The organism is Xanthobacter autotrophicus ATCC 700552 (assembly GCF_043194565.1).
Taxonomy (GTDB): Bacteria; Pseudomonadota; Alphaproteobacteria; order Rhizobiales; family Xanthobacteraceae; genus Xanthobacter; species Xanthobacter autotrophicus_F.
On record NZ_JBAFVS010000012.1, the window covers coordinates 1 to 22,554 of the forward strand.

Here is a 22,554-nt window from a genome sequence, read left to right on the forward strand (position 1 = left end):
TCCAGCTCGTGCCGTGGCAGCCGGTCCTCGAAAAACGCATCAATCAGCACATCACCGGTACCATGCGCGATGACGGCGGTATCGAATGGGGCTTCGGACGCAAACGCGGGCTGGGGCTATGAGAAGTTCCCCGACGAACGGCAACACTGCGGGCAGGCCTTGTCTGCTGCGAAGCATTGGGCCGGACCTGAGCCAGCCCCTCAAGGCTGGCGCTGGCGCGCCCCCGCTGCGCGGCTCACGGCCTTGACCGGCTGCCCCCGGCCCGGCAAGGGCTCGGCAAGCAGATAAGGCGGATTGGGAGCGTGGGCGCTCCAAGAGCGATTGCAAAGGATCGAACGACGTGCGGGGAGGCATAGGCTTGGATCGAGAGCCTGGTGTGTCTTCTGAAAAGGCGCCTCTTCGCAGTAGGTTTTGAACAAAAGCTGTTCCGCCACCCAAGGAAATGAAAGCTGCAGTTTCTTCCGGCCGCACCGCCGTGCCTGAAGGAATTCGCATCAATCCCCGTCGGCGGCCCCATCCGAAGGTATGCCGTTGATGCGGCTCTTGAGGATGCTCGACGGCTTGAAGACCATCACTCGGCGCGGCGCGATGGGCACTTCCTGCCCGGTCTTGGGATTGCGGCCGATGCGCTGACCCTTCTCGCGGACGACGAAGGAGCCGAAGGACGCCAATTTCACTGTCTCGCCGCGCGCGAGGCAGTCGGCAATCTCCTTGAGGACCATCTCGACGAACTGGGCGGACTCGATGCGAGACAGCCCCACCTGCTGATAAACCGCCTCACACAGATCCACCCGCGTTATGGTCCGACCAGCCATTTATCCTCCAGCCCCAGAAAGCTCACGCAGCTCTGCGACCCACCACGCCCAGGGTCTCGCATTAGACCCCGATCGATTTCAGCAGAGCAGGACCCATCAATGTGACAAACGCCACGCTCTCGCGCACCCCTGTATCGGCGAGCTATGTTCCTCGCAAACTAGCTATGCACGCGCGGGAAGGTCAATGCAAAGGCGCCTAAAACGGCAGGGCGGCGGGCGGCCATTTGCGTTCTCGTCGATGATGCAGTTCGAAACACTCCGCATCGAAAGCACTGGTTGCAGGCGGGTCTTCCTGCTAGGTTACATGTAACCATGACGAGGTCCTATCACGTGCCCACGGCATCGACGCCCAAGTCCTCCCGCGTGAAGGTCCGGGATTATCGCGCGCGTCTGCGGTCCCAGGGCTTGCGGCCCATCCAGATCTGGGTGCCCGACGTGCGCGCACCGTCCTTCCGGTCGGAGGCACATCGCCAGTCGCTGGCCGTCGCGACGAGCCCCCATGCCGGTGAGGATCAGGCCTTCATCGACGCGGCATCGGATTGGGGTGATGAATGAGGCGCGGTGACATCTGGACCGTCGCCGGCGGCAAGGACTATGCGGGCAAGCCACGTCCCGTTGTCATCGTCCAGGATGATACCTTTGACGCCACGGATTCGATCACCATTTGCGCCTTCACCACCGACGAGTCCGACGCACCCCTGTTCCGCCTTCCCGTGGCGCCCAACGCGCGCAACGGGCTCAGGACCACGTGCCGCCTGATGGTGGACAAGATCACGACCGTCCCGAAATCCAAGGTCGGGATGCGCGTCGGGCGCCTGGATGATGAGGATGTCCTGCGCCTCAACCGGGCCATCGTGGTCTTCCTCGGATTGGCCGCATCTTCCGGAGCGAAGCGGCGGTCATAGAACCGGCGTGAGCAGTCCTTGCGTTATAGCTTCCCCGCTACGCTTCTCTCTTTCCGTATCGGATAAGTATTTTCGCGCTGCTCTACGAGATCGTAGCCCGACGTAAAATTAGGCTATTCTTGAACTTGTCCGATGGCGTGATCCTGTGGACATGCTCCGGTCACGCCCCCGTCCTCGAAGGAAGACAAGAACCGTCGCGTTCTGCGAAGAGGCGATCCCATCTTCTGGCCCTGCCGTCGGATCACCGTCCAAAGGATCGAATCCCGGCATCGGAAGGTGCGGAAAATCTCTGAAACGCCTTGCGCCGCAAGACTCTCATGCGCATGATTCGGGCGTCTGGCACGTTACCGACGATTGGCCTTCGACCGTCCCGATCACCGCCGATGAAGTCGATGTGATCGAAGCCTTCCTGCGGCAGGCGATCGACGCGCTTCTGAAGTGACGGCACCGAAGCGAGGGGAAGTCCGGCCATGAATGTGACCCTGCCTGTTGCGAGCCGCGCCGCGCTCTATCTCAGGGTCTCGACCACCCGGCAGGCCGAGGTCGATCTCTCCATCCCAGACCAGCGCCTTCAGACCGCCTCCTATTGCCAGCGGCAGGGGTGGCCGGTCCTCGCCGAATATGTCGAGCCCGGCGCCTCCGCCATGGACGACAATCGGCACGAGTTCCAGCGGATGATCGAGCGGGCGTGCGACGACGACCATCCGTTCGATGTCGTCGTCGTCCACAGCTTCAGCCGTTTCTTCCGTGACGCCTTCGGGCTGGAGATGTACATCCGCCGTCTCGCCAAGCACGGCGTGCGGCTCGTTTCCATCACCCAGGAACTCGGGGACGATCCGGCCCAGGTGATGATGCGACAGGTCATCGCCCTGTTCGACGAATACCAGTCCCGCGAGAATGCCAAGCATGTCCTCCGCGCGATGAAAGAGAACGCACGGCAGGGCTTCTACAACGGGGCGCGCCTGCCCCTCGGCTTCACCCTCGAAGAGGTGGAGAAGCGTGGCCACCGCACCAAGAAGCGGATCATCGTCGATCCCGTCGAGGCCGAACTCGTCCGGCTCATGTTCGACCTTTATCTGCAGGGTGACGGCACCTCCGGCCCCATGGGCATCAAGGAGATCACCAAGCACCTCAACGCCAAGGGCTATCGCACGCGGCTCGGCGCGAGGTTCGGTGTCGGCACGGTACACGGCATCCTGACCAACACCGTCTATGTGGGGGCGTGGAGCTTCAACAAGCGCAACGCCAAGACCGGGCAGGTGAAGCCCCAGACCGAGGTCATCCCCATCTCCGTTCCGGCCATGATCGACCGCACCATCTTCGACAAGGTGCAGAAGACGCTGAAGGCCAAGAGCCCGCAGAACAGCCCGCCGCGGGCCATCACCGGACCGATCCTTCTGACCGGCCTTGCCTATTGCGCGTCCTGCGGCTGCGCCATGACCCTGCGCACCGGCACGTCGAAGACCGGCAGGGTCTACCGCTATTATAGTTGTTCGTCCTCCGCTCGCGTGGGCGAGGCGGCCTGCAAGGGCCGCTCGGTCCCGATGGACAAGCTCGACCGGCTCGTGACCGAGCATGTCGCCGAGCGCATTCTTCTCCCCGAACGATTGGAGGCTTTGCTCCAGTCCGTTGCCGACCGGCGGATGAAGGCCGATGCCGAGGTCCAAGGCCGGATCGAGGATTTGCGCCGCGAAGCCGGAGCCACGGAAGACAAGCTCCGGCGGCTCTACGAACTGGTGGAGGATGGTCTCACCGACCTCGACGATATGCTGAAGGAGCGCATTACAGCGCTCAAGTCCGACCGCGACCGCGCCAAGTCCGCCTTGGAGCGGATCACGAACCGGGGCGTAGCCGGGCGGCTGGACCCGGACCGGATTGCCCGGTTCGGCCAGCTCATGCGCACCAACATCACCGAAGGTACGGTGCCGTTCCGCAAGGCCTATCTGCGATCTCTGATCGACGCCGTGGAGGTCGATGACCACGTCATCCGCATCCACGGTTCAAAGACAGTGCTGGAACGGGCCGTACGCGCCGATCAAGCCACCCATCCGGGGGTTCGCGGCTTTGTACGCAAGTGGCGCTCCCAAGGGGAATCGAACCCCTGTTTTCGCCGTGAGAGGGCGACGTCCTAGACCGCTAGACGATGGGAGCATCTCGCGGGAGGGGTGCTCTATAGCGGCGTTCGGCGGGGACTTCAAGCCTCCGTGGGCAAGGATCTGTGGCCAAAGATGGCGCTGCCCACACGCACGTGCGTCGCGCCCTGGCGGATGGCGGCCGGAAAGTCGGCGCTCATGCCCATGGAAAGCCCCAAAACACCGTTGCGCGCCGCGATCTTGGACAGCAGCGCAAAATGCGGGTCGGCCACATCCGTCGCCGGCGGAATGCACATCAGGCCGAAAATCTCCAGGGCGTGCCGCTCGCGGCACTCGGCGATGAAGGCATCCGCCGCTTCGGGTAATACGCCGGCCTTCTGCGGCTCGGCTCCGGTGTTCACCTGCACGAACAGGCGCGGGCGCCGGCCCTGGCGCGCCATCTCCTCGGCCAGCGCGACGGCAATCTTCGGCCGGTCCACCGTATGGATCACATCGAACAGCGCCACCGCCTCGCGCGCCTTGTTGGACTGGAGCGGCCCGATGAGATGCAGTTCGATGCCCGGATGCGCCGCGCACAATGCGGGCCACTTGCCTTGCGCCTCCTGCACCCGGTTCTCGCCGAACACCCGCTGGCCAGCGGCAATCACCGGCACGATCTCCGGTGCCGGGAAGGTCTTGGAGACGGCCACCAACGTCACGGCGGCCGGATCACGCCCGCTGTCGTGGCAGGCGGACAGGATCTGCGTGCGCACCGCCTGAAGACCCGGCGCGGCGTCCTGCGCCTCGGCTTGCCTGTTCATGATACCTCGACCCCTTGACCGGACTATTCTGGATGCGGGGATACCGCTGCGCTTGACGAAAAATGCGATAAACACTGAACTCGGGGTCTGGCCGCCCCCCGTGGGACCTGTCCATCCGCCAGCAGATGGACCGATCTCCCCATCCGATCAAGAAGCGTTTACAAGACACTGGGCGGCCGTTTCGCGTTTCCGTCCTCAGGAGGCATGGCCGAGCATGGTCGAGCGTAGAGGCGAAGAGGCGCCAGTCGCTTCGAGACGGCTTTCCAGCCTGCGCCTGCGCATTCTTTTCCTCATCTGCCTCGTTGCCGTGCCGCTCTCCGTTGAGCGCATCATCGCTCTCTTCGCGGATCGTCAGGATCAGATCCGGTCGCTTGAGGACGATGTGCGCGATCTGGTCCGCCGCGCCACGCTCGCCCAGCTCGAAGGACTGACGCGGGCCCGCACCGTGCTCGACGTGGTGTCGCGGCAATCGGAAGACCTGCTGGAGGATGCGGACACCTGCATCCCCTTCGTGACCCGGCTCGCCAACGAGGTGGCCGGGATCCAGGGCGTTTTCGTCGCCACCCCCGACGGCGATGTGAAGTGCGCCCATGCGCCGTTCGCCATGGGCGTCAATATTGCCGACCAGCCGTTTTTTCAGGAAGCGCTCGCCGCCGAGGACATGGTCTTGACCGAGCTGTTCTTTTCGCGCTTCAGCGGCCAGAACTCCGTGTTCCTGATGCGCACCGAGCGCGCACCGGGCGGGAAGCCGCTTGCCGTCTCCGGCATCATCCTCGACCTGCAGTGGCTTTCGCGCATCGCCGCCGGAAGTGCCGTCGAGGCGGGTGCGGTCGTGGATGTGGTGGGCGAAGGCGGGGCCGTGCTGGTGCGCTATCCGACCCTGGCCGACATCGTGGAGCACCGTTTCCCGGACCATCCGCTGACGCGCAAGATCGTGGCCGTCGACGAGGGCGTCGTCACCACCATCGGCTATGACGGAAAGGAACGGATCTTCGCCTTCAACCGCTTCGAGGGGCTGGACCTGCGCGTGGTGGTGGGCATCGACACCGCCAAGGTCCTCACCCCCATCGACCGCAAGATCCAGACCACGGCGCTGGCGCATTTCGCGGCGCTGGCCTGTTTCCTGCTGGTGTCGTGGTTTGCCGCCGAGCGCATCGTCATCACACCCATCGCGCGGCTGACGCGCTCGGTTGCCGCCGTGGGCCGCGGCGAAGCCGACCATGTGAAGGACAACGACGTGGCCGAGTTCGCTCCGCTGGTGCGGGCGTTCAACGAGATGGCCCGCCGCCTGTCCCAGCGCAACAGCGAGCTGCGCAGCATGAACGGGCGCCTCGCCTCCCTCGCCCGCACCGATGGGCTCACCGGCCTTGCCAACCGCCGCACCTTCGACGTGCAATTCTCCCAGGATTGGGTGCGCGCCCGCGGCGACGGCGCCCCCTTGACCCTGGTGATGCTGGATGTGGACCACTTCAAGGCGTTCAACGATGCGCGCGGGCACCTGTCCGGAGACGAGGCCCTGCGCGCCGTGGCGCGCATGCTGTCGGCGGCGGCGACGGGGACGAGCCATCTCGTCGCCCGCTACGGCGGCGAGGAATTCATCGTTCTGATGTCCGGAGCGGATCTGGCGGCGGGCCTGGCGTTCGCCGAGGATGTCCGCCGGCTTTTGAGCGAGGTGGCCATTCCCCATCCGGCCTCGCCCCGCCGCCGCCTGACGGCCAGCTTCGGCGTGGCCAGCACCACTCCCACGCTGGAGGGCAGCCCCGACACGCTGGTGGCCGCCGCCGATGCCGCGCTCTACGAGGCCAAGCGGTCGGGGCGGGACAAGGTGGTCACCCAGGCCGACCGGCTCGCTGGCGGGGCGAACGGCACCTTCAACTAGAGCACGCGCCGATCAGATTGCATCGCAATCTGATCGGATAACGCGTTCTCTTTCTTTAAGTTTAGAGGGCGCTTTCGAGCGAAGTGGATACCGGTTCGCGTAAAGAAAACGCGTCAACTCAATAACCTAGAGTGTTTCACCGATGCGGTGAAACGGGGAAATGCGCTAGAGCACGCGCCGGTTGCCCTCCGCCTCAGGCGAGCCGGCGGATGCTGCGCAAGGCCAGTCCCGCCGCCGCGATGCGCGTCAGCGCCTCGCCCACGGGCTCGCGGGCCACCGCCATGTGGAAGGCATTGGCGTGCAGCAGGGTGTCCGCCGCCTCCACGATGCCCACATGGCCCGGCCAGAACAGCAAGTCGCCGCGCCGGAGTTCCGCGTCCAGCGGCAACGCCACGCCGAGGGCGGCTTCCTGCATGTCGCTGTCGCGCGGGGCGGCAACGCCGGTGGCGGCGAGCGCCGTCTGCACCAGGCCGGAGCAGTCGAGGCCGAGGCTGGAGCGACCGCCCCAGAGGTAGGGCACGCCGAGGAAGCGTGCTGCCACGGCGACGAAATCGCCCTCCCGCTCCGCGCGCTCGGCAAGATGCACGGCGGGCAGGAAGCCGTCGGGCGTGACCGCGAAGCCGCCGCGCATCTGCGTCACCGCCACCGCGCTGCCGAGCACCAGCGCCTCGCGCGGGGGCAGCTTGATGTCGGGGCCGGGGAACAGGAAGGTGCGCAGTGCGCTCACGCGGTGGGTGGGTTCGGCGCCCGGAGCGGCGAGCGCTTCCGTGGGCATGTAGCCCACATAGTGGTCGGCCTCGAGTTGGACCCACGACCAGCCCTCGGGATCATCCTCGAACACGCGGACGGTCTCGCCGAACAGGCCCTGGGTTTCGAGCGGGGCATCGCCGGCGGGACGGCGGCGCAGCGGGGCCACCGGCACCGCCACGCGGCGGATGTCGCCGTCCACGTAGCGGGCGGCCTCCACCTGCCCCTTCAGGGCAGCGGAGGCGAGATCCGGGCGGGCCGGGGTGAGACGGGGATCGGACAACATGGCGGGCCTTAGAGCGTTTTCGAGCGAAGTGGGCACCGGTTCGCGTGAAGAAAACGCGTCAACCAGAGAGTCTAGAGCGTTTCCCGTGAGCCAATGCGAACGGAAAACGCTCTAGCCGTAGCGCTCGGCCAGCAGCGCATCCAGGGCGCGGATGGTCTGGGCCTCGCCGCCTTCGGGCCGGCCGGGCCGGGCGCTGGCGTTCCAGGCGAACAGGTCGAGATGCAGCCAGGCGCGGGCGGCGCCCACGAACTTCTCCAGGAACAGGGCGGCGGTGATGGCGCCGGCCAAGCCGCCCGACGACACGTTGTTGGTGTCCGCGATCTTGGAGTCGAGCATGCCCTGGTAGGGCGCCCATAGCGGCAGGCGCCACAGCGGGTCGGCCTCCACCATGGCGTGGCGGGCGAGATCGGCGGCGAGGTCCTCGTCCGGGGTGAAGGCGGCTGGCAGCTGCGGCCCCAGCGCCACCCGCGCCGCACCGGTGAGGGTGGCGAAATCGATCACCAGCTCGGGCGCCTCCTCGCCGGCGAGGGCGAGGGCGTCGGCGAGCACCAGGCGGCCTTCGGCGTCTGTATTGCCGATTTCCACGGAAAGGCCCTTGCGGCTTTTCAGGATGTCGCCGGGCCGGAAGGCGGAGGCCGAGACGGAATTCTCCACGGCGGGAATCAGCACCCGCAGGTTCACCTTCGCGCCGCGGGAGAGCAGGAGATGGGCGAGGCCGAGCGCGTTGGCCGCGCCGCCCATGTCCTTCTTCATCAGCAGCATGGCGGAGGAGGGCTTCAGGTCGAGCCCGCCGGTGTCGAAGGCCACGCCCTTGCCCACCAGCGTCACCTTGGGGTGGGCGGGATCGCCGGCGCGGATCTCGATGAGGCGCGGCGCACGGTCGGCGGCGCGGCCCACCGCATGGATCATGGGGAAATTCTCCGCCAGCAGCCGCTCGCCGGTGACCGAGCGGAAGGCGGCGCCGTGCCGCGCCGCCAGCGCGCGGGCGGCGTCCTCCAGCTCGGGCGGGCCGAGGTCGTTGGCGGGGGTGTTCACGAGATCGCGGGTGAGGGTCACCGCCTCGACGGTGCGCACCAGGGCGTCGGCGTCCACGCCTTCGGGGAGCACGAGGCGCACGTCCCGGCCGGCGGCGGCCTTGTAGCGGGTGAAGCGGTAGGTGCCCAGGGCGAACGCCAGCGCGGCGAGGCGCGGGCTCGCGACCTCGCCTTCCAGCCGCCACGCGCCCGCGGGCAGAAGGCCGGGCAGGGCGCCGGCGGCAAAGGCATCCGCGCGGGGGCCTGCCGCGACGCCGAACAGGGCGCCGGCAAGTCCCCCCTCGGCAGCGGGCACCAGCAGCAGCTTCCCGGCTTCACCGCCGAAGCCCGCAGCCTCGGCAAAGGCCCGGGCCGGCTCCGGCACGGCGGCGGACGCGAAGGTCTCCTTGGTGACGCACCAGACGGGAAGGCTCAGGGACGAGGCGGGGGCAATGCAATCGAGCATGAATGAACTCCTGCGCGCCGTCCGCGTGGCATGGGACGCGGCGGCGCGGCACGCGAAAGGACCTGTGACCAATGCCTAAAGCGCGATCCGCTGGCATGGCAACGGTTTCGTGGCCCCGCCAGCGGTAAATCGCCCGTGACGCGTCACCGCCATCGGCGGCGCGGCGGGGTCAGCCGGTGCCGAGCAGGCTGGAGTAGGGATGCAGCAGCAGCCCGGCGCCGGCCAGGGCGACGCCATAGGGAATGGTCCGGGCCGGGGCAGCGACGGTCCTGTCCGGCTGTGCCGCCGGAGGGCGCAACGCGCAGGCGGCGAGGGTGAGGCCGCCGCCGATGAGGCCGCAGGCAAGCACGAACAACGGCAGCTGCGCCGGGTCCGTCCACAGTATCAGGACCCCGGCGAGCTTGGCGTCGCCCGCCCCGACCACATTTTCCGCGAACAGGGAGAAGCCGAGCGCCGTGATTGCCGCCGCCAGCAGCAGGCGCAGGGACAGGTCGGGCAGCGGGGTGAGACTTGCGAGGGCCAGGAAGCCGAGGAGCAGGGCGGCAATGACCGCATTGGGAATAATGCGGCGGGCGATGTCCGTTCCGATGCAGGTGCACAGGGCGGCGGGATAGAGCCCGAGAAGGAGGAATTGGGCCGCCTGCATGGGTTCGCCTGTCCGCTCCGTCAGTTTCCGGCCGCGGCCGAAGACGCCTGGAGCCGGGCGAAGGTGGCGGCGATCTGCACCAGGACGGTGACAATGGCGATGGAGAGGCCCGCGGCGATGAGCCCGTATTCGAGGGCGGTGGAGCCCTCTTCCTCCCTGATGAAGCGCCAAAACAATAGCTTCATGGCTTGAAATCCGATGCCGCGCGGCAGATGCGCCGCGGTGGAGCCGACGCTAGGGGTGCCCCCTTGCGGGGAAGTAAAGAACGCGCCCGCAAATGCCCCTCTGGGGCCTCTGGCTGATCTGAGGGTTAATGCTCCCCTGTCTCGCGCAACCGCCGAGGGCGCCCTTTGACCGAGCCGCGCGATCGGGGCAAGCTTCGACGAAGAGTCCCCGCCAAGGAGTGGCCGCGATGAGCTTTGCCCCTTGCCCCGATCCCATCCCCGGAGACGGGCGCAGCTGCGACGCGGTGGAGACGGTGATCATCCCGCGGGCGCACGACATCGGCGGCATGGAGGTGGCCCGCGTGCTGCCCTCGCCCCAGGGGCAGATGATCGGGCCGTTCATCTTCTTCGATCGCATGGGACCGGTGCGCTTCACCGCCCATCAGGCGCAGGATGTGCGCCCGCATCCCCATATCGGGCTCGCCACCGTCACCTATCTGTTCGACGGCAGCATGGTCCACCGCGACAGCCTGGGCAACGAGCGGGTGATCGCGCCGGGTGCGGTGAACCTGATGACTGCCGGCCGCGGCATCGTCCATTCCGAGCGGCACGAGGCGATTGTGAAGGACCGCGGCGGCCCGCTGTTCGGCATCCAGAGCTGGATCGCTTTGCCCAAGGCGCGGGAGGAGGACGCCCCGGATTTCCTGCACACCAGCGCCGAGGACCTGCCCGTGGTGTCCGATGGCCGCGTGACCGCCCGGATCATCCTCGGTAGCGCCTATGGCGCAGTGTCTCCGGTGGCGCTGGCCTCGCCCGCCACCTATGCCGAAGTCACGCTGGCGCCCGGCGCGTGCCTGCCCATCGACCACACCTTTGAGGACCGGGCGGTGTTCACGCTGGAGGGCGAGGTGGAGGTGGACGGCGTGACCTTCGAGCCGGGGCGCATGCTGGTCATCCGCCGGGGCCTTGCCACCAGCGCACGGGCGATCACGCCGGCGCGGCTCATGCTCATGGGCGGCGAGCCGCTGGAAGGCCCGCGCTACATCTGGTGGAATTTCGTCTCTTCGGATCTGGAGCGGCTCGACGCCGCCAAGGCGGCGTGGCGGGCGGGCCGGTTCGACCTCATCCCCATGGACCACGACGAGTTCATCCCTGCCCCCGAGGATGGCGCCGGCCGTCCGCGGCCGCAGGCCCCCCGCCCGTAAAGCCGCTGCGAGCGAAGGGGGCCGGGGCCGCGTTATGGTCCCAAGTTCACGGCCAAGATTACGGCCCAAGATCACGGCCCAAGATCACGGGAGGGGGCAGTTCTGCGCCGCCTCATCGTTTTCGTCCGAGCCGTGCGGCTGGACGATGGCCGGGGGATCGCTGGCCGGAAAGGTCTCGTCGAGGGCCTCGTCGAGGGTCCTGGAATCGTGAGCCTTGTGCTCGCATCCTGCGGCACGCGCGGCTTCGTCCGGCCCTGAGGGGGCGGGATGCTGCTTCGGCGCGGGGTCGGGACGCGAAACGGCCGGGGGATCGCTGGCCGGGAAGCTCTCCTCCAGCGCCTCGTCCAGCCGGGCTTCGGTCTGGGCGGATTGGTCCGGAGACACAGATGGCCTGCTGTTCACGGCAACATCCTCCAGCATGCGGAAACACCGTCTCCGCTGCCTGGAATCAACGCGCGTGCCGGCCTTGCGTTCCCGTTTCGATGCTGGCGATTGCGTGATCGGGTAGCGGCTGCGCGCCGACGCCGGAGACCCGGGGGAATCGGGTCTCCGGTCCAGTCGCATGGCTGTCGACCCTCCGTTCGAAGGTGGTGCGAGAAGAAAGAGCCGGGGGTGGCCGCAACCGGCCCCCGCGCCGAGGACGCGCGCAGGTGGACGCCGAACGCGAGACCGGGAGCGCCTTCAGCAGGTTCTCCCTTGCAGGGTTTGGAGCCGAATTCACCGCTCCGGCTGCTTCACCTGAACGGGTCCGGCTCCGGGCCACCCCCGGCAAGATGCCCCGGGAGGGGGGCAAACTTGGAACATCCCGGGTCCGGACAGCGCCGAACCCGGAACGGGCCTTGGAAGAAGCAAGGCTCAGAAGAAGCCGAGCTTCTTGGGGCTGTAGCTCACCAGCAGGTTCTTGGTCTGCTGATAGTGGTCGAGCATCATCTTGTGGGTCTCGCGACCGATGCCGGACTGCTTGTAGCCGCCGAACGCCGCATGGGCGGGATAGGCGTGGTAGCAATTGGTCCACACCCGGCCGGCCTGGATCTCGCGGCCCATGCGATAGGCGCGCGAGCCGTCGCGGGTCCACACGCCGGCACCGAGGCCGAACAGCGTGTCGTTGGCGATGGAGAGGGCTTCTTCCTCGTCCTTGAAGGTGGCGACCGACACCACGGGGCCGAAGATCTCCTCCTGGAAGATGCGCATGTTGTTGGTGCCGAAGAACACGGTGGGCTTCACGTAGAAGCCGTCCGCGAGGTCGCCTTCGAGCACGTTGCGCTCGCCGCCGGCCAGCACCTTGGCGCCCTCGGCCCGGCCGATGTCGATGTAGCTCAGGATCTTGTGCATCTGCTCGCTGGAGGCCTGCGCGCCGAGCATGGTCGCCGGGTCGAGCGGGGAGCCCTGCTTGATGGCGGCGACGCGGGCGAGCGCCTTCTCCATGAAGCGTTCGAAGATGCTTTCCTGAACCAGCGCGCGGCTGGGGCAGGTGCAGACCTCGCCCTGGTTGAGGGCGAACATGACGAAGCCTTCCACCGCCTTGTCGAGGAAGTCGTCGTCCTGTGCCGCCACGTCCTCGAAGAAGATGTTGGGCGACTTGCCGCCCAGCTCCAGCGTCACCGGGATGAGGTTCTGGCTGGCATAGCCCATGATGAGGCGGCCGGTGCCGGTCTCGCCGGTGAAGGCGATCTTGGAGATGCGGGTGGAGGAGGCCAGCGGCTTGCCGGCTTCAAGGCCGAAGCCGTTGACGATATTGAGCACGCCGGGGGGCAGCAGGTCGCCGATCAGCTCGGCGAGCACCAGGATGCTGGCGGGGGTCTGCTCGGCGGGCTTCAGCACCACGCAATTGCCGGCGGCGAGCGCCGGGGCGAGCTTCCACACCGCCATCAGGATGGGGAAGTTCCACGGAATGATCTGGCCGACCACGCCGAGGGGCTCGTGATAGTGATAGGCGACGGTGTCGTGGTCGATCTCCGAGAGCGCGCCTTCCTGCGCCCGCACGCAGGCCGCAAAATAGCGGAAATGGTCGATGGCGAGCGGGATGTCGGCCGCCGTCGTCTCGCGGATGGGCTTGCCGTTGTCCCAGGTCTCGGCGCGGGCGAGCAGGTCGAGGTTCGCCTCCATGCGGTCGGCGATCTTGAGCAGCGCCAGGGCGCGGTCGGCGGCGGAGGTTCGGCCCCAGGCGCGCTTGGCGGCGTGGGCGGCGTCCAGCGCCCGCTCGATGTCGGCTTCATCCGAGCGCGGAATTTCGCAGATCACCTTGCCGGTGATGGGCGACGTGTTCTCGAAATAGTGGCCGTGCACCGGCTCCACGAAGGCGCCACCGATAAAGTTGCCGTAGCGCGGCTTGAAGGGCGAGGCGTGCTGGCTGGCGAGGAATGCGGGTATGTTCATTATTCCCTCCCGAGAGTTGGTGCGCAGAGGGTTTGCAGCGCCCGTGCCAGATCTCGTGGGGTCGGCCGATGGCTTTATTTGCACTGCGGGAAGATGCTGGCCTGTCTTGATTTTGCCAGCGCTCGCCAGGCCTTGCCCGAACGTCCGCTGGACGGGCCCCGAATAGTCGTGCCAGACTGACGCACATAAGAACAAGAGCTGCGACACCTGTTGCAAATTGCGACAGGTGTTTCAGGGAGAAACGCCAAGCGAGGGACCAAGATGCCTGCTGTGCCGACGCCTGCCGTGTCGACCTCTGCACTGTCGACCCCTGCATTGTCGACCTCTGCATTGTCTTCCTGCGCCGCGACCGAAGCCGTTCTTGCCGCCCGGCGCCGCTTCTTCTCCGGCGCGCCGGTGGCCGAGGACGCGTTGGCGCAGCCCATCCTGCGGTCCTGGACGCGCTGTGCCGCGCGGGGCCTTGGGCCGCAGTCGCGGTCGCGGATGGAGCCGCTGACGGATGGCGAGTTCGCCGCCCGGCGGGAGCGCCACGAGGCCCTGCGCCGGCGCTGCCGTCCGGAGCTGGAGGCGCTCCACGCCGCCGCCCGCGCCGCGAACAGCATCGTCATCCTCACCGATCCGTCGGGCCTGGTGCTCGACACCGTGGGCAGCGCCGACTTCGCCGACCGGGCCGCCAAGGTGGCGCTGCGCCCGGGCGTGAGCTGGAGCGAGGCCGAGACCGGCACCAACGCCATCGGCACCGCGCTGGTGGAGCGCCGCCCGGTGGAGGTGCGCGGGGCGGAGCATTATGCCGAGGCCAACGGTATCCTGAGCTGTGCGGCAGCGCCCATCCACGACCCGTTCGGCGAACTGGTGGGATTGCTCGATCTGTCGGGGCCGGCCTCGGTGCCGCATCTGCACGCGCTGGCGCTGGTGGAACTCGCCGCCGGCCAGGTGGAGCACCGCATGTTCGAGGGCGCCTTCCCCGACCACAGCCTGGTGCGATTCCACGCCGACCCGAGCTTCCTCGGCACGGCGCGCGAGGGCATCCTCGTGTTCGAGGATTATCGCCTCATCGCCGCCAACCGCCCGGGCCTCGCCCTGCTCGGGCTCGGCTGGGATGCGCTGGAGGCCAAGCGGTTCGGCGACCTGTTCGAGGGCAGCCTCGGCAAGGCCGGGGAGGAACGGCGGGCGCGCACGCGCCGGGGCGACGTGGTCATGCGCCTCGAACGGCAGGGCGTGCCGGGGCGGAGCATCCCGTCGCGGGTGGTCCCGCCGGTGGAGCGGCAGCCCGCGCCGCCGGTGGCGTCAGTCGTGCTCCCGCCGGGTCCCCGCTTCGACACCGCCACCGAGCGCGATCTGGGCCGCGCCGTGCGCCTCATGGAGGCCGGCGTGCCGGTGCTGATCCAGGGCGAGACCGGCGTCGGCAAGGAAGTCTTCGCCCGCCAGATCCACCGGCGCGGCAGCCGGGGTGCCAAGCCGTTTGCCGCGGTCAATTGCGCGGCCCTGCCGGAAGGCCTCATCGAATCCGAGCTGTTCGGCTACGAGGAAGGCGCCTTCACCGGCGCCCGCCGTGCCGGCTTCAAAGGCCTGTTCCGCGAGGCGGACGGCGGAGTGCTGTTCCTCGACGAGATCGGCGACATGCCGCTGTCCCTGCAAAGCCGCCTGCTGCGCGTGCTGCAGGAGCGGGAGGTGACGCCGCTCGGCGGTGGACGCCCGGTGGCGGTGGATTTCGCCCTCGTCTGCGCCTCCCACCGCGACCTGAAGCAGCGGGTGGAGGAGGGCGCCTTCCGGGCCGACCTTTATTTCCGCATCGCCCAATATACGGTGACGCTCCCGGCGCTGCGGACGCTCTCCGATCGCGAGGCGCTGGTGGATCGCCTCTGGGCGGAACTGGCGGGCGCCTGCCCCCATGCGCCGTCCCTGTCGGCCGAATGCCGTTCCGCGCTGGCGGGCCACGGCTGGCCGGGCAATTTCCGCCAGCTGGTGGGCGTCCTGCGGGTGCTCCAGGCGCTGGCGGAGCCGGGCGAGATCCTGGGGGTCGACGCTTTGCCGGCGGACATGCGCAGCGCCCCGCTCGAATGGCGTGGCGCCGGACGGCCGGCGGAGATCATGCCCGCCGGAGCCGGTGATGCGGCTTCAAGGGACCTGGGAGCGGTGACGCGGGCGGCCATGGAGGACGCGCTCGCCGCCAGCGGGGGGAATGTCTCGCAGGCGGCCCGCCGGCTCGGCATCCATCGCAGCACGCTGCACCGCCATCTCGCCGGCCGCGGGTCCCGCACCGGGCATTGAGCCCATCCGCCCGATCAGGCCGCCGGCCGGGCGACGCCCTCGGCGGCCTGCATCACCTCGGCAAGGGCGGGAAGCACGGTGTCGCGCATGCGGCGGCCGTAGAACAGCGCGAAATGGCCCGCATGGGGCACAACGATCCGCCGCTTCAGACCGGCGGGAATGTTGACGCACAGATCGTGGGCGGCCTCGGTCTGGGTCCGCGCCGAGATGTCGTCCACCTCCCCCTCCACCGTGAGAAGGGCGGTGGTGGACAGGGCTTCGGCCCGCACGTCGTGCCCGGCGACGGCGAGACGGTCCCGCGCCAGCGCATTCTCGCGGAATACGGTGGCGACGTTCTCCATGAAGAACTCGCCCGCCACGTCCATCATGTTCCAGCACAGGCGCGCGAGGGGAAAGCGCATGGGGTCATCGCCGTCGTCGAAGGCGAGGCGGAACGGCAGGTCGCCGCCAGAAAGGCTCTGGCGCCACAGATAGAGGGCGAAGGCGTCGATCTGCCGCCAGGCGGGGAAGACGCGCCGTCCCGCGCCGGGAAAGGCGCAGGAGACGGTCTCGATCACCTGCCGCTCCAGCGCCTCCAGCGAGCGCTCCTGCAGCACGCGCCACAGGCGGGTGGGGTTGCGCGAGGGATCGATGGGGCCGCCGATCAGGCTGAGGCTTGCCGGCGCGGCGCCCGCCTCGGCGAGGAGGGAGGCGGCGGCGAAGGCCGGCAGCGCCCCCTGGCAGACGCCGATGATGTGGATGGCGGCCTCGTCTGCGGCCAGCGCGTCTCCTGCCAGCGCGCGCGCCATCTGCGCGGTCTCCATGCAATTCTCGGCGAAGCCGAACCGTCCGGCCGCCACCGGCACGTAACGGGCATTGGGCCATTCGGTGACCGCCACCGCGTCGGCGACGCCAAGCAGCGCCGCCACCAGGTCGCGCATGAGGAAGGGATAGGCCCCGGCCATGGGCGCCACCACCAGCACCCGGCGGCGCGGCTGCGGGCTGCGCGAGAAGATCCGCAACTGGCCGAACGGCAGGCGGGCACCCACCACGTCTGCCACGCTCGCGCCGCTCCCGGCGATGCCGAAGGCCTGGTAGGCCGCTTCGTTCAGCCGCTCGCTTTCGGCGGGCGCACCGAATTGAAGGGGGCGCAGATCGTCAAGCCACATGGCGCCGGTTGATCCTCCCGCATCGTTAGGAGGCATCATAGGGCCAGATACACCGGCCGCGCCATGCCTCTGACGGCAAAGGCGAAAGCCCCCCTACCCTGATCCGTCGTCCGCCAGGGGGCGCTGCCGGCCTTCGCCGCCGCGTGCCGCCTCGGCGCCAACCCGCAGGAGCTCCGCCGGCGCCCCGCAGAAACAAAAAGGCGCCCGCCGGAGCGGACGCCTCTTGTTTGCAGTGCGAAGGGTGGGCCTCAGAAGGAGAGGGCGGTCACCTTCTGCACTTCGATACGGTCGGCGATGCGGCTGATCTTCAGCGTCGCGCCTTCGCGGCCCAGCGGGCCGGGCATGGATATGACCTGCTGCTGGCCGGGCTGGAGCAGGGTGGACACGCGGACCACGGCGGGGCTGGTACCCGGCTCGGCGGCGGCGTCCAGAGTGGTGATCACTTCGTAGCCCTTGGCATCCTTGACCCAATAGGTCACGGCAGAGGCCTTGCCGCCGAGGTGGGTCACGATGGCCTGGCGTTCCGCGGGAAGGGTCTCGCCGGCGAAGGTGGTGGCGGCCACGGTCACAGCGGCCGTGGCAAGGAGGCCGGCCGCGCCGGCAATCTTGAGGATGTTATTCATGTCAGCCTCTGCGCACGCGTGCGGCCGTCGGCCTAGGTTTCGGTGCGCTTATCTGCCGTTGAACATATCGTGATTGCTGCGATGCACAATCCACATTTTCCGCAGTACAGAAATGCATTCCATTCATGGCAGAATTACCTGAATACCAATTTTACCCCGGCGGGCCGAACAGCACGCGCAGCTTGTTCCCGAGGCCCGGGGTGAGTCTTGCGTCGCGGAGCATGGCGAACCACTCGCGGAACACGATGGCGAGCGGATTGCGGCTGGTCGGAGTGCCGGCGACGCCGAAGCTCAGGGTCTCGCCACGGGGGGCCTCGGCAAACGTGCCGAACAGGCGATCGAACACGATGAGCACGCCGCCGAAATTCCGGTCGACGATGCTGGCGTTGGAGGCATGGTGCACCGTGTGGTGGCGCGGGGTGTTCAGCACCCATTCCAGCGGACCCAGATGGGGCGGCCGGGCCAGGTGCAGGAAAAACTGGTACACGAGCCCCGCCCCGAGCATGCCGAACACCGCGAGCGGCGGAAAGCCCAGCGCCACCAGCGGCAGGTAGAACACGAGCCCGCCGGTGAGATGCCCGCCCCAGCCGATCCGCACCGCGGCGGACAGGTTGAGCCGGGTTGCCGAGTGGTGCACCGCATGGGTCGCCCACAGCCAGCGCACCTTGTGCATGGCGAGGTGGTGGAGGAAGTAGCAGAACTCCACCGCGAGGAAGAGCGCGACCCAGACCGCGACCCCCTGCATGGGAATATCGAACAGGCGGTGCTGGGCGACGAAGAACACCGGCACGGCGGCGAGCGAGGCGGTGAGCGCGCCGATGACCTTGTTGCCGACCGCAATGGCAAGGGAGGCGGCACTTTCCCCCGCGTCGTGGCTTTCCACATGGTTCAGTGTGTGGAACAGGTATTCCGCCGCCATCAGGGTCAAAGCGATCAGCGCGAAGCCCCCCGACTGGGTCGTAATGGCGCCGCTGGTAAAGAAACCGGCCATGACTTTACCTCTGGAATGTCGCGAACGCCCCCGCGCCCCGCGTTTCGGTCCGCTTCTGCGTCCCGGCGAAGTGTCGCCGGGACGCAGAAGGTCGATGGCCGGGCCGCGGCTTTGGGGCGGGTCGCCGCGGCCCGGCACTCCCAGGCGGTGAAGCCTGGAAGGGGTGGCTCAGTAGCGCGACACGGTGCCGGAGCGGGTCACGCCGTTGCCGTTGGGTCCGGTGGTGGTGCGCGAATAACCGTAGGCGCCGGGCGCGGTCTGGCTCACGCTGCCGGAGCGCGAGGCAGTGCCGCCATAGGGGCCGGAGGCGGTGGCGCTGCGGCTGCAGGTGCCGCCGGAGCAGCCACCCGAAGCGGAGCTGCTGTAGGTGCCGCGCGGCGTGGTGGTGGAGCCGCTGCGCGTCCAGGCGGCGGCCTCGGTAACGGCGGCGATGGAGACGAACGCGGTGAGGGAGAGGGCGAGCACCGTGCGGTTCATGTCTGGCTCCGAGGGATGGGCCGCTCGGCCCGTTGCGATGACGCCACCTTCGGCCCCGGCCGTTGCGCCCGGTTTGCACCGGGGTGAGGCGCTGTAACGTTTTGTAACCGCCGCCGCTGCGCGTATTGCCGGCGGCTCCCGGCTTGGCGACACTCCCCCATGGCCCAGCGCACCCTTCTCCTCGTCGAGGACGACCGTGAAATCCGTTCCCTCCTCGCCGATTTCCTCGGGCGGGAGGGCTATGGCGTGCTGGCGGCCGAGGACGGCGCCGCCATGGACCGCCTGCTCGCCACCACGCGGCCGGACCTGGTGGTGCTGGACCTGATGCTGCCGGGAGAGGACGGGCTCTCCATCTGCCGGCGGCTGCGGGCGCGGGGCGGCCTGCCTATCCTCATGCTCACGGCCAAGGGCGACGACGTGGACCGCATCGTCGGCCTCGAAATGGGGGCGGACGACTATCTGGCGAAGCCCTTCAACCCGCGCGAGCTGCTCGCCCGCATCCGCGCCGTGCTGCGGCGGGCAGACGGGGCCATGCCCCAACCCTCGTTCCAGTCGCGACGCGTCGCCTTCTCCGGTTTCGTGGCCGATCTGGACGCGCGCAGCGTGGGACGCGCCGAGGGCGAGGCGCTGGACCTCACCTCCGCCGAATTCGAGCTGCTCGCCTGCTTCCTGGAACGGCCCAAGCGGGTACTCTCCCGCGACCAACTGCTGGACTGGACCCGCGGGCGCAGCGCCGATCCCTTCGACCGCACCATCGATGTCTCGGTGAGCCGGCTGCGGCGCAAGCTCGTCGCCGCCGCGCCGGATGCGGCCCTTCTCATCAAGACCGTCCGCAATGGCGGCTATCTCTTCTCGGCCGATGTCCGCACCCTCTGAACCCGCCCCCGGCACCCGGCCGGAGCACCGCGGCAGGGATAGCACCAGGGAGCGCGGCGCAGACCGGTCCTGGCCCCGCTTCGGCATTGCCGCGCGCATCGCGGTGATCGTGGTCGGCGCGCTGCTGGCGGTGCAGGTGCTGATGCTGGTGGCCTATATCACCGAGCGCCGCAGCTCCGCCCCCCTCGGCCCCTTCGTGCCCATGCTGCAGCGGGTGGCGGCGCTGGCCCAGCTCCTCGGCGAGGTGAGCCCCAGCCAGCGCGAGCTCGCCCTGCGCGCCACCACTGCGTCCGGATTCGTACCGGCCTATGTGCTCGAACACCCGCAGGTGAAGACGCCGGCCTATCTCGGCTTCGCCGCGACACGGGTCCGCCAGCTCATGGGCGGCGCGCCGGACCGTTTCGTGGCGTTGGCCCTCATCGGCAGCGAGGCGGTGGGGCTCGGCAAGGTGGAGCGCCTGCGGGATTTGCGTGGCGCGCGACTCCGGCTGGTTGTGGGGCTGGATGGCGGGGGCTATCTCGACGTGCTGGCGGGCGGCGACCTGACCGTCCGGCTCCTCGGCGTGCCGGTGGGGCTGGTCGCCGGCATCCTCGGCTTCCTCGTGGCGCTCGCCGCCCTGTTCGCCGTGCGGCGGGAGACGCGCCCGCTCTCCGATCTCGCCGACGTGGTGGAACGCTTCGGCGCCCGGCTGGAGCCGCTGGAAGTGCCCGAGCGCGGCGCGCCGGACGTGCGGCTCGTCATCCGCGCGGTGAACGCCATGCAGGCGCGCATCGCCGAGCTGGTGCGCATGCGCACGCTGGTGCTCGGCGCCATCAGCCACGATTTGCGCACCTATCTCACCCGGCTGCGGCTGCGGCTGGAACTGCTGCCGCCGGGCCCGCAGGTGGACAAGGCGCAGGCCGACCTTACCGGCATGCAGGCGCTGGTGGATGACGCCCTCGCCTTCGCCCGCGCCACCTTTGCCCCGGCGTCAGGCGAGCGGGTGGATCTTTCCGCGCTCGCCCGCGCCGAATATGAAGCCCATCTTGCAGAGGGGGCCGCGGTGAGCCTTGCGGGTGCCGACGCGCCGCTGCTGGTGGATGGCGCGCGCGGGGCGCTGGCGCGGGTGCTGGCCAATCTCGTGGGCAACGCCTTGGCCTATGGGCAGCGCGCCGACATCACGCTCCTCGACCTCGGCGGCCAGGTGGAGCTACGCGTGGACGATCGCGGCCCCGGCATTCCGGCGGCCGAGCGGGCGAGCGTGTTCGAGCCCTTCTACCGGGTGGAGCCCTCGCGCAACCGGGAGAGCGGCGGGGCGGGGCTCGGCCTCACCATCGTGCAGCAGATCGTGGAGGGGCACGGCGGTGAGGTGGTCATCGCCGACCGCCCCGGCGGCGGCGCCCGCCTGCGGGTTCTGCTGCCGAAGGCGGGCGCCGATCAGCCCGCCAGCGCCGCCTCCACCCCCGCCGCGACGGCGAAGAGGGACTGATCGGCGCCGGGGGCGCCGGCCAGCATCAGCCCCACGGGCGCGCCGCCGGGGATGGGCAGGGAGATGGCGCAGCTGTCGATCATGTTGATGAGGGTGGGGTTGCGCAGGGCCAGGATGTTGGCGCGGCCGTAGGCGTCATCATCGGTGGCAAGATCCGCGATTTTCGGCGGCAGGATGGCCACGGTGGGCATCACCAGCGCGTCGAAGCCGGCAAGCCGCGCCGCCGCCCGCGCAACCAGTGCCCGGCGGGCGGCCACCAGCTCCACATAATCTGCGGCCGACTGCTCCGCCCCGCGCTTGATGCGGCCGGCCACGCGCGGGTCGTAGGCGTCGGCCTTTTCCGCCAGCAGGCGGCGGTGCACCGCATAGCTCTCCGCCGCCGAGAAGCCGCCCTTGGCGTTGATGGTGGCCACCTCCCCGAACTCCGGGAAAGGCGCCGAGACGATGTGCGCGCCGGCCTTTGCCAGCGCCTCCACCGCCGCCTCGAAGGCCTTGGCGACCTCGCCGTCCAGCCCATCCAGCGCCACCGTGGTGGGCACCAGCAGGCGCAGCCCCTTGACCGGGCGCGGCACGAGCGGCGCCGGCTCGGCGCCTGAGAGGATGGCGTCCAGCGCCGCGCAGCAGGCCACCGAACGGGCGAGGGGGCCGATGGAATCCAGCGTCGTGGAGAGCGGGAAGGCGCCCTCGCGCGGCACCCGGCTGGCGGTGGGCTTGTAGCCGGTGATGCCGCAGAAGGCGGCTGGGATGCGGCAGGAGCCGCCGGTGTCGGTGCCGAGCGCGGCGTGGGCCATGCCGTCGGCCACCGCCACGGCCCCGCCGGAGCTGGAGCCGCCGGAGACGCGCCCGCCGGCCAGCCGCTCGAACGGGGCGCGCGGGTGGCCATAATGGGGGTTCATGCCGAGGCCGGAATAGGCGAACTCGGTCATGGTGTTGCGGCCGAGGAGGACGAACCCCGCCCGGCGCAGGCGCGCCACGGTGGGCGCATCCGCCTTGGCCGGCGCATTCTCCTTCAGCACTTTCGAGCCCGCCGCGGTGACCTCGCCCTGAACGTCGAACAGGTCCTTCACCGAAATGGGGATGCCGGCGAAGGGCGAGGGCGCCGCCCCCGCCTTGCGCAGGGCATCCTGCGCCTGCGCCGCCGCCAGCGCACCCTCCCGGTTCACGCTGACGAAGGCGCGGACGCCTTCGCCGGCCGGGTCGGCGATGCGATCGAGGCAAGCTTCCGCCAGCGCCCGCGCCGTGGTGCGCCCTGAGGCGAGGTCTTCGGCAAGGGCTTTGAGGGTTGGCTGGGGCATGGCGAAGTCC

Annotated in this window: 21 protein-coding genes, 1 tRNA gene and 1 pseudogene; 9 read left to right on the forward strand and 14 right to left on the reverse strand. The window is 69.0% G+C overall.

The genetic code is table 11. From position 1 onward, the window contains the following. Positions 1-122 (forward strand): DUF3363 domain-containing protein (locus V5F48_RS13915; RefSeq protein WP_394030844.1); only part of this gene is annotated, 122 nt, incomplete at its 5' end. Positions 123-494: 372 nt separating this feature from the next. Here the strand turns inward: V5F48_RS13915 and V5F48_RS13920 are convergent. Continuing rightward, entirely contained in the window at positions 495-815 is a 321-nt protein-coding gene (locus V5F48_RS13920; RefSeq protein ID WP_393990913.1) for an integration host factor subunit alpha, read from the reverse strand. 312 nt (positions 816-1,127) lie between these two features. Between V5F48_RS13920 and V5F48_RS13925 the strand changes: the two genes are divergently transcribed. The 3 genes and pseudogenes from V5F48_RS13925 to V5F48_RS13935 all read left to right on the forward strand — a co-directional run. Then, positions 1,128-1,370 carry an antitoxin MazE family protein gene (locus V5F48_RS13925; RefSeq protein WP_394259199.1) on the forward strand — a complete coding sequence of 81 codons (243 nt, stop codon included), beginning with the start codon at positions 1,128-1,130 and terminating at the stop codon, positions 1,368-1,370. Next, complete coding sequence (locus tag V5F48_RS13930) at positions 1,367-1,720, forward strand: type II toxin-antitoxin system PemK/MazF family toxin (RefSeq protein WP_394030560.1); 354 nt, start codon at positions 1,367-1,369, stop codon at positions 1,718-1,720. The genes V5F48_RS13925 and V5F48_RS13930 overlap by 4 nt, the downstream gene beginning before the upstream one ends. Positions 1,721-2,190: 470 nt before the next feature. Further along, positions 2,191-3,240 (forward strand): annotated as a pseudogene (locus V5F48_RS13935) (recombinase family protein); the annotation flags it as partial. A gap of 555 nt (positions 3,241-3,795) precedes the next feature. On the opposite strand, the gene V5F48_RS13940 reads toward V5F48_RS13935, so the two are convergent. Further along, a tRNA-Glu gene (locus tag V5F48_RS13940) sits at positions 3,796-3,871 on the reverse strand. A gap of 43 nt (positions 3,872-3,914) precedes the next feature. Further along, the gene (locus tag V5F48_RS13945) at positions 3,915-4,613 is read right to left on the reverse strand and encodes a YggS family pyridoxal phosphate-dependent enzyme (protein WP_394259200.1); all 699 of its coding nucleotides are present in this window, start codon (positions 4,611-4,613) and stop codon (positions 3,915-3,917) included. Positions 4,614-4,827: 214 nt separating this feature from the next. Between V5F48_RS13945 and V5F48_RS13950 the strand changes: the two genes are divergently transcribed. After that, complete coding sequence (locus tag V5F48_RS13950; protein ID WP_394259201.1) at positions 4,828-6,492, forward strand: sensor domain-containing diguanylate cyclase; 1,665 nt, start codon at positions 4,828-4,830, stop codon at positions 6,490-6,492. A 193-nt stretch (positions 6,493-6,685) separates the two neighbouring features. On the opposite strand, the gene V5F48_RS13955 is transcribed toward V5F48_RS13950, so the two are convergent. The 4 genes from V5F48_RS13955 to V5F48_RS13970 all read right to left on the reverse strand — a co-directional run bounded on the left by V5F48_RS13955 (position 6,686) and on the right by V5F48_RS13970 (position 9,835). Next, on the reverse strand, positions 6,686-7,525 hold the full coding sequence (locus tag V5F48_RS13955) for a C40 family peptidase (protein ID WP_394259202.1): 840 nt from the start codon (positions 7,523-7,525) through the stop codon (positions 6,686-6,688). A 111-nt stretch (positions 7,526-7,636) separates the two neighbouring features. Next, positions 7,637-9,004 (reverse strand): leucyl aminopeptidase family protein, encoded by a 1,368-nt coding sequence (locus V5F48_RS13960; RefSeq protein WP_394259203.1) that lies wholly within the window; start codon positions 9,002-9,004, stop codon positions 7,637-7,639. 169 nt (positions 9,005-9,173) lie between these two features. After that, the gene (locus V5F48_RS13965; protein ID WP_394259204.1) at positions 9,174-9,650 is read right to left on the reverse strand and encodes an A24 family peptidase; all 477 of its coding nucleotides are present in this window, start codon (positions 9,648-9,650) and stop codon (positions 9,174-9,176) included. A gap of 20 nt (positions 9,651-9,670) precedes the next feature. Continuing rightward, positions 9,671-9,835, reverse strand: a complete 165-nt coding sequence (locus V5F48_RS13970) for a Flp family type IVb pilin (protein WP_011995941.1) — start codon at positions 9,833-9,835, stop codon at positions 9,671-9,673. Positions 9,836-10,062: 227 nt separating this feature from the next. On the opposite strand from V5F48_RS13970, the gene V5F48_RS13975 reads away from it, so the two are divergent. Next, complete coding sequence (locus V5F48_RS13975; protein WP_394259205.1) at positions 10,063-11,019, forward strand: pirin family protein; 957 nt, start codon at positions 10,063-10,065, stop codon at positions 11,017-11,019. A gap of 84 nt (positions 11,020-11,103) precedes the next feature. On the opposite strand, the gene V5F48_RS13980 is transcribed toward V5F48_RS13975, so the two are convergent. Next, positions 11,104-11,421 carry a hypothetical protein gene (locus tag V5F48_RS13980; RefSeq protein WP_394259206.1) on the reverse strand — a complete coding sequence of 106 codons (318 nt, stop codon included), beginning with the start codon at positions 11,419-11,421 and terminating at the stop codon, positions 11,104-11,106. 453 nt (positions 11,422-11,874) lie between these two features. Next, the gene (gene adh / locus V5F48_RS13985; RefSeq protein WP_394110043.1) at positions 11,875-13,395 is read right to left on the reverse strand and encodes an aldehyde dehydrogenase; all 1,521 of its coding nucleotides are present in this window, start codon (positions 13,393-13,395) and stop codon (positions 11,875-11,877) included. Positions 13,396-13,656: 261 nt separating this feature from the next. On the opposite strand from adh, the gene V5F48_RS13990 reads away from it, so the two are divergent. Beyond that, a complete protein-coding gene (locus V5F48_RS13990) occupies positions 13,657-15,666 on the forward strand; it encodes a sigma-54-dependent Fis family transcriptional regulator (RefSeq protein WP_394259207.1) in 2,010 nt (669 codons plus the stop codon). A gap of 14 nt (positions 15,667-15,680) precedes the next feature. On the opposite strand, the gene V5F48_RS13995 is transcribed toward V5F48_RS13990, so the two are convergent. From V5F48_RS13995 to V5F48_RS14010, 4 genes are all read right to left on the reverse strand, one after another. Continuing rightward, the gene (locus V5F48_RS13995; RefSeq protein ID WP_394259208.1) at positions 15,681-16,814 is read right to left on the reverse strand and encodes a hypothetical protein; all 1,134 of its coding nucleotides are present in this window, start codon (positions 16,812-16,814) and stop codon (positions 15,681-15,683) included. 248 nt (positions 16,815-17,062) lie between these two features. Then, a complete protein-coding gene (locus V5F48_RS14000) occupies positions 17,063-17,437 on the reverse strand; it encodes a hypothetical protein (RefSeq protein ID WP_394259209.1) in 375 nt (124 codons plus the stop codon). A gap of 151 nt (positions 17,438-17,588) precedes the next feature. Further along, positions 17,589-18,428 carry a sterol desaturase family protein gene (locus tag V5F48_RS14005; RefSeq protein WP_394259210.1) on the reverse strand — a complete coding sequence of 280 codons (840 nt, stop codon included), beginning with the start codon at positions 18,426-18,428 and terminating at the stop codon, positions 17,589-17,591. Between the two features lie 168 nt (positions 18,429-18,596). After that, positions 18,597-18,905 (reverse strand): hypothetical protein, encoded by a 309-nt coding sequence (locus V5F48_RS14010; protein WP_394259211.1) that lies wholly within the window; start codon positions 18,903-18,905, stop codon positions 18,597-18,599. Between the two features lie 159 nt (positions 18,906-19,064). Here V5F48_RS14010 and V5F48_RS14015 point away from each other — a divergent pair, with 159 nt between their 5' ends. Together V5F48_RS14015 and V5F48_RS14020 are read left to right on the forward strand one after the other, a co-directional pair. After that, on the forward strand, positions 19,065-19,781 hold the full coding sequence (locus V5F48_RS14015) for a response regulator (protein WP_394110049.1): 717 nt from the start codon (positions 19,065-19,067) through the stop codon (positions 19,779-19,781). After that, positions 19,765-21,249 (forward strand): sensor histidine kinase, encoded by a 1,485-nt coding sequence (locus V5F48_RS14020; protein WP_394259212.1) that lies wholly within the window; start codon positions 19,765-19,767, stop codon positions 21,247-21,249. The genes V5F48_RS14015 and V5F48_RS14020 overlap by 17 nt, the downstream gene beginning before the upstream one ends. Here V5F48_RS14020 and V5F48_RS14025 read toward each other — a convergent pair. Beyond that, entirely contained in the window at positions 21,198-22,544 is a 1,347-nt protein-coding gene (locus V5F48_RS14025) for an amidase (RefSeq protein WP_394259213.1), read from the reverse strand. The genes V5F48_RS14020 and V5F48_RS14025 overlap by 52 nt on opposite strands. Positions 22,545-22,554 lie beyond the last annotated feature (10 nt).

What these genes read in the sequence shown, in the direction of transcription:
- V5F48_RS13930 (WP_394030560.1), top strand. Translation starts at nt 1,367, where the DNA reads ATGAGGCGCGGTGACATCTGGACCGTCGCCGGCGGCAAGGACTATGCG.
- V5F48_RS13960 (WP_394259203.1), bottom strand. Translation starts at nt 9,004, where the DNA reads ATGCTCGATTGCATTGCCCCCGCCTCGTCCCTGAGCCTTCCCGTCTGG.
- V5F48_RS13990 (WP_394259207.1), top strand. Translation starts at nt 13,657, where the DNA reads ATGCCTGCTGTGCCGACGCCTGCCGTGTCGACCTCTGCACTGTCGACC.
- V5F48_RS14015 (WP_394110049.1), top strand. Translation starts at nt 19,065, where the DNA reads ATGGCCCAGCGCACCCTTCTCCTCGTCGAGGACGACCGTGAAATCCGT.
- adh (WP_394110043.1), bottom strand. Translation starts at nt 13,395, where the DNA reads ATGAACATACCCGCATTCCTCGCCAGCCAGCACGCCTCGCCCTTCAAG.
- V5F48_RS13950 (WP_394259201.1), top strand. Translation starts at nt 4,828, where the DNA reads ATGGTCGAGCGTAGAGGCGAAGAGGCGCCAGTCGCTTCGAGACGGCTT.
- V5F48_RS14000 (WP_394259209.1), bottom strand. Translation starts at nt 17,437, where the DNA reads ATGAATAACATCCTCAAGATTGCCGGCGCGGCCGGCCTCCTTGCCACG.
- V5F48_RS13970 (WP_011995941.1), bottom strand. Translation starts at nt 9,835, where the DNA reads ATGAAGCTATTGTTTTGGCGCTTCATCAGGGAGGAAGAGGGCTCCACC.
- V5F48_RS14010 (WP_394259211.1), bottom strand. Translation starts at nt 18,905, where the DNA reads ATGAACCGCACGGTGCTCGCCCTCTCCCTCACCGCGTTCGTCTCCATC.
- V5F48_RS13965 (WP_394259204.1), bottom strand. Translation starts at nt 9,650, where the DNA reads ATGCAGGCGGCCCAATTCCTCCTTCTCGGGCTCTATCCCGCCGCCCTG.
- V5F48_RS14020 (WP_394259212.1), top strand. Translation starts at nt 19,765, where the DNA reads ATGTCCGCACCCTCTGAACCCGCCCCCGGCACCCGGCCGGAGCACCGC.
- V5F48_RS14025 (WP_394259213.1), bottom strand. Translation starts at nt 22,544, where the DNA reads ATGCCCCAGCCAACCCTCAAAGCCCTTGCCGAAGACCTCGCCTCAGGG.
- V5F48_RS13945 (WP_394259200.1), bottom strand. Translation starts at nt 4,613, where the DNA reads ATGAACAGGCAAGCCGAGGCGCAGGACGCCGCGCCGGGTCTTCAGGCG.
- V5F48_RS13975 (WP_394259205.1), top strand. Translation starts at nt 10,063, where the DNA reads ATGAGCTTTGCCCCTTGCCCCGATCCCATCCCCGGAGACGGGCGCAGC.
- V5F48_RS13955 (WP_394259202.1), bottom strand. Translation starts at nt 7,525, where the DNA reads ATGTTGTCCGATCCCCGTCTCACCCCGGCCCGCCCGGATCTCGCCTCC.
- V5F48_RS14005 (WP_394259210.1), bottom strand. Translation starts at nt 18,428, where the DNA reads ATGGCCGGTTTCTTTACCAGCGGCGCCATTACGACCCAGTCGGGGGGC.
- V5F48_RS13925 (WP_394259199.1), top strand. Translation starts at nt 1,128, where the DNA reads ATGACGAGGTCCTATCACGTGCCCACGGCATCGACGCCCAAGTCCTCC.
- V5F48_RS13995 (WP_394259208.1), bottom strand. Translation starts at nt 16,814, where the DNA reads ATGTGGCTTGACGATCTGCGCCCCCTTCAATTCGGTGCGCCCGCCGAA.
- V5F48_RS13920 (WP_393990913.1), bottom strand. Translation starts at nt 815, where the DNA reads ATGGCTGGTCGGACCATAACGCGGGTGGATCTGTGTGAGGCGGTTTAT.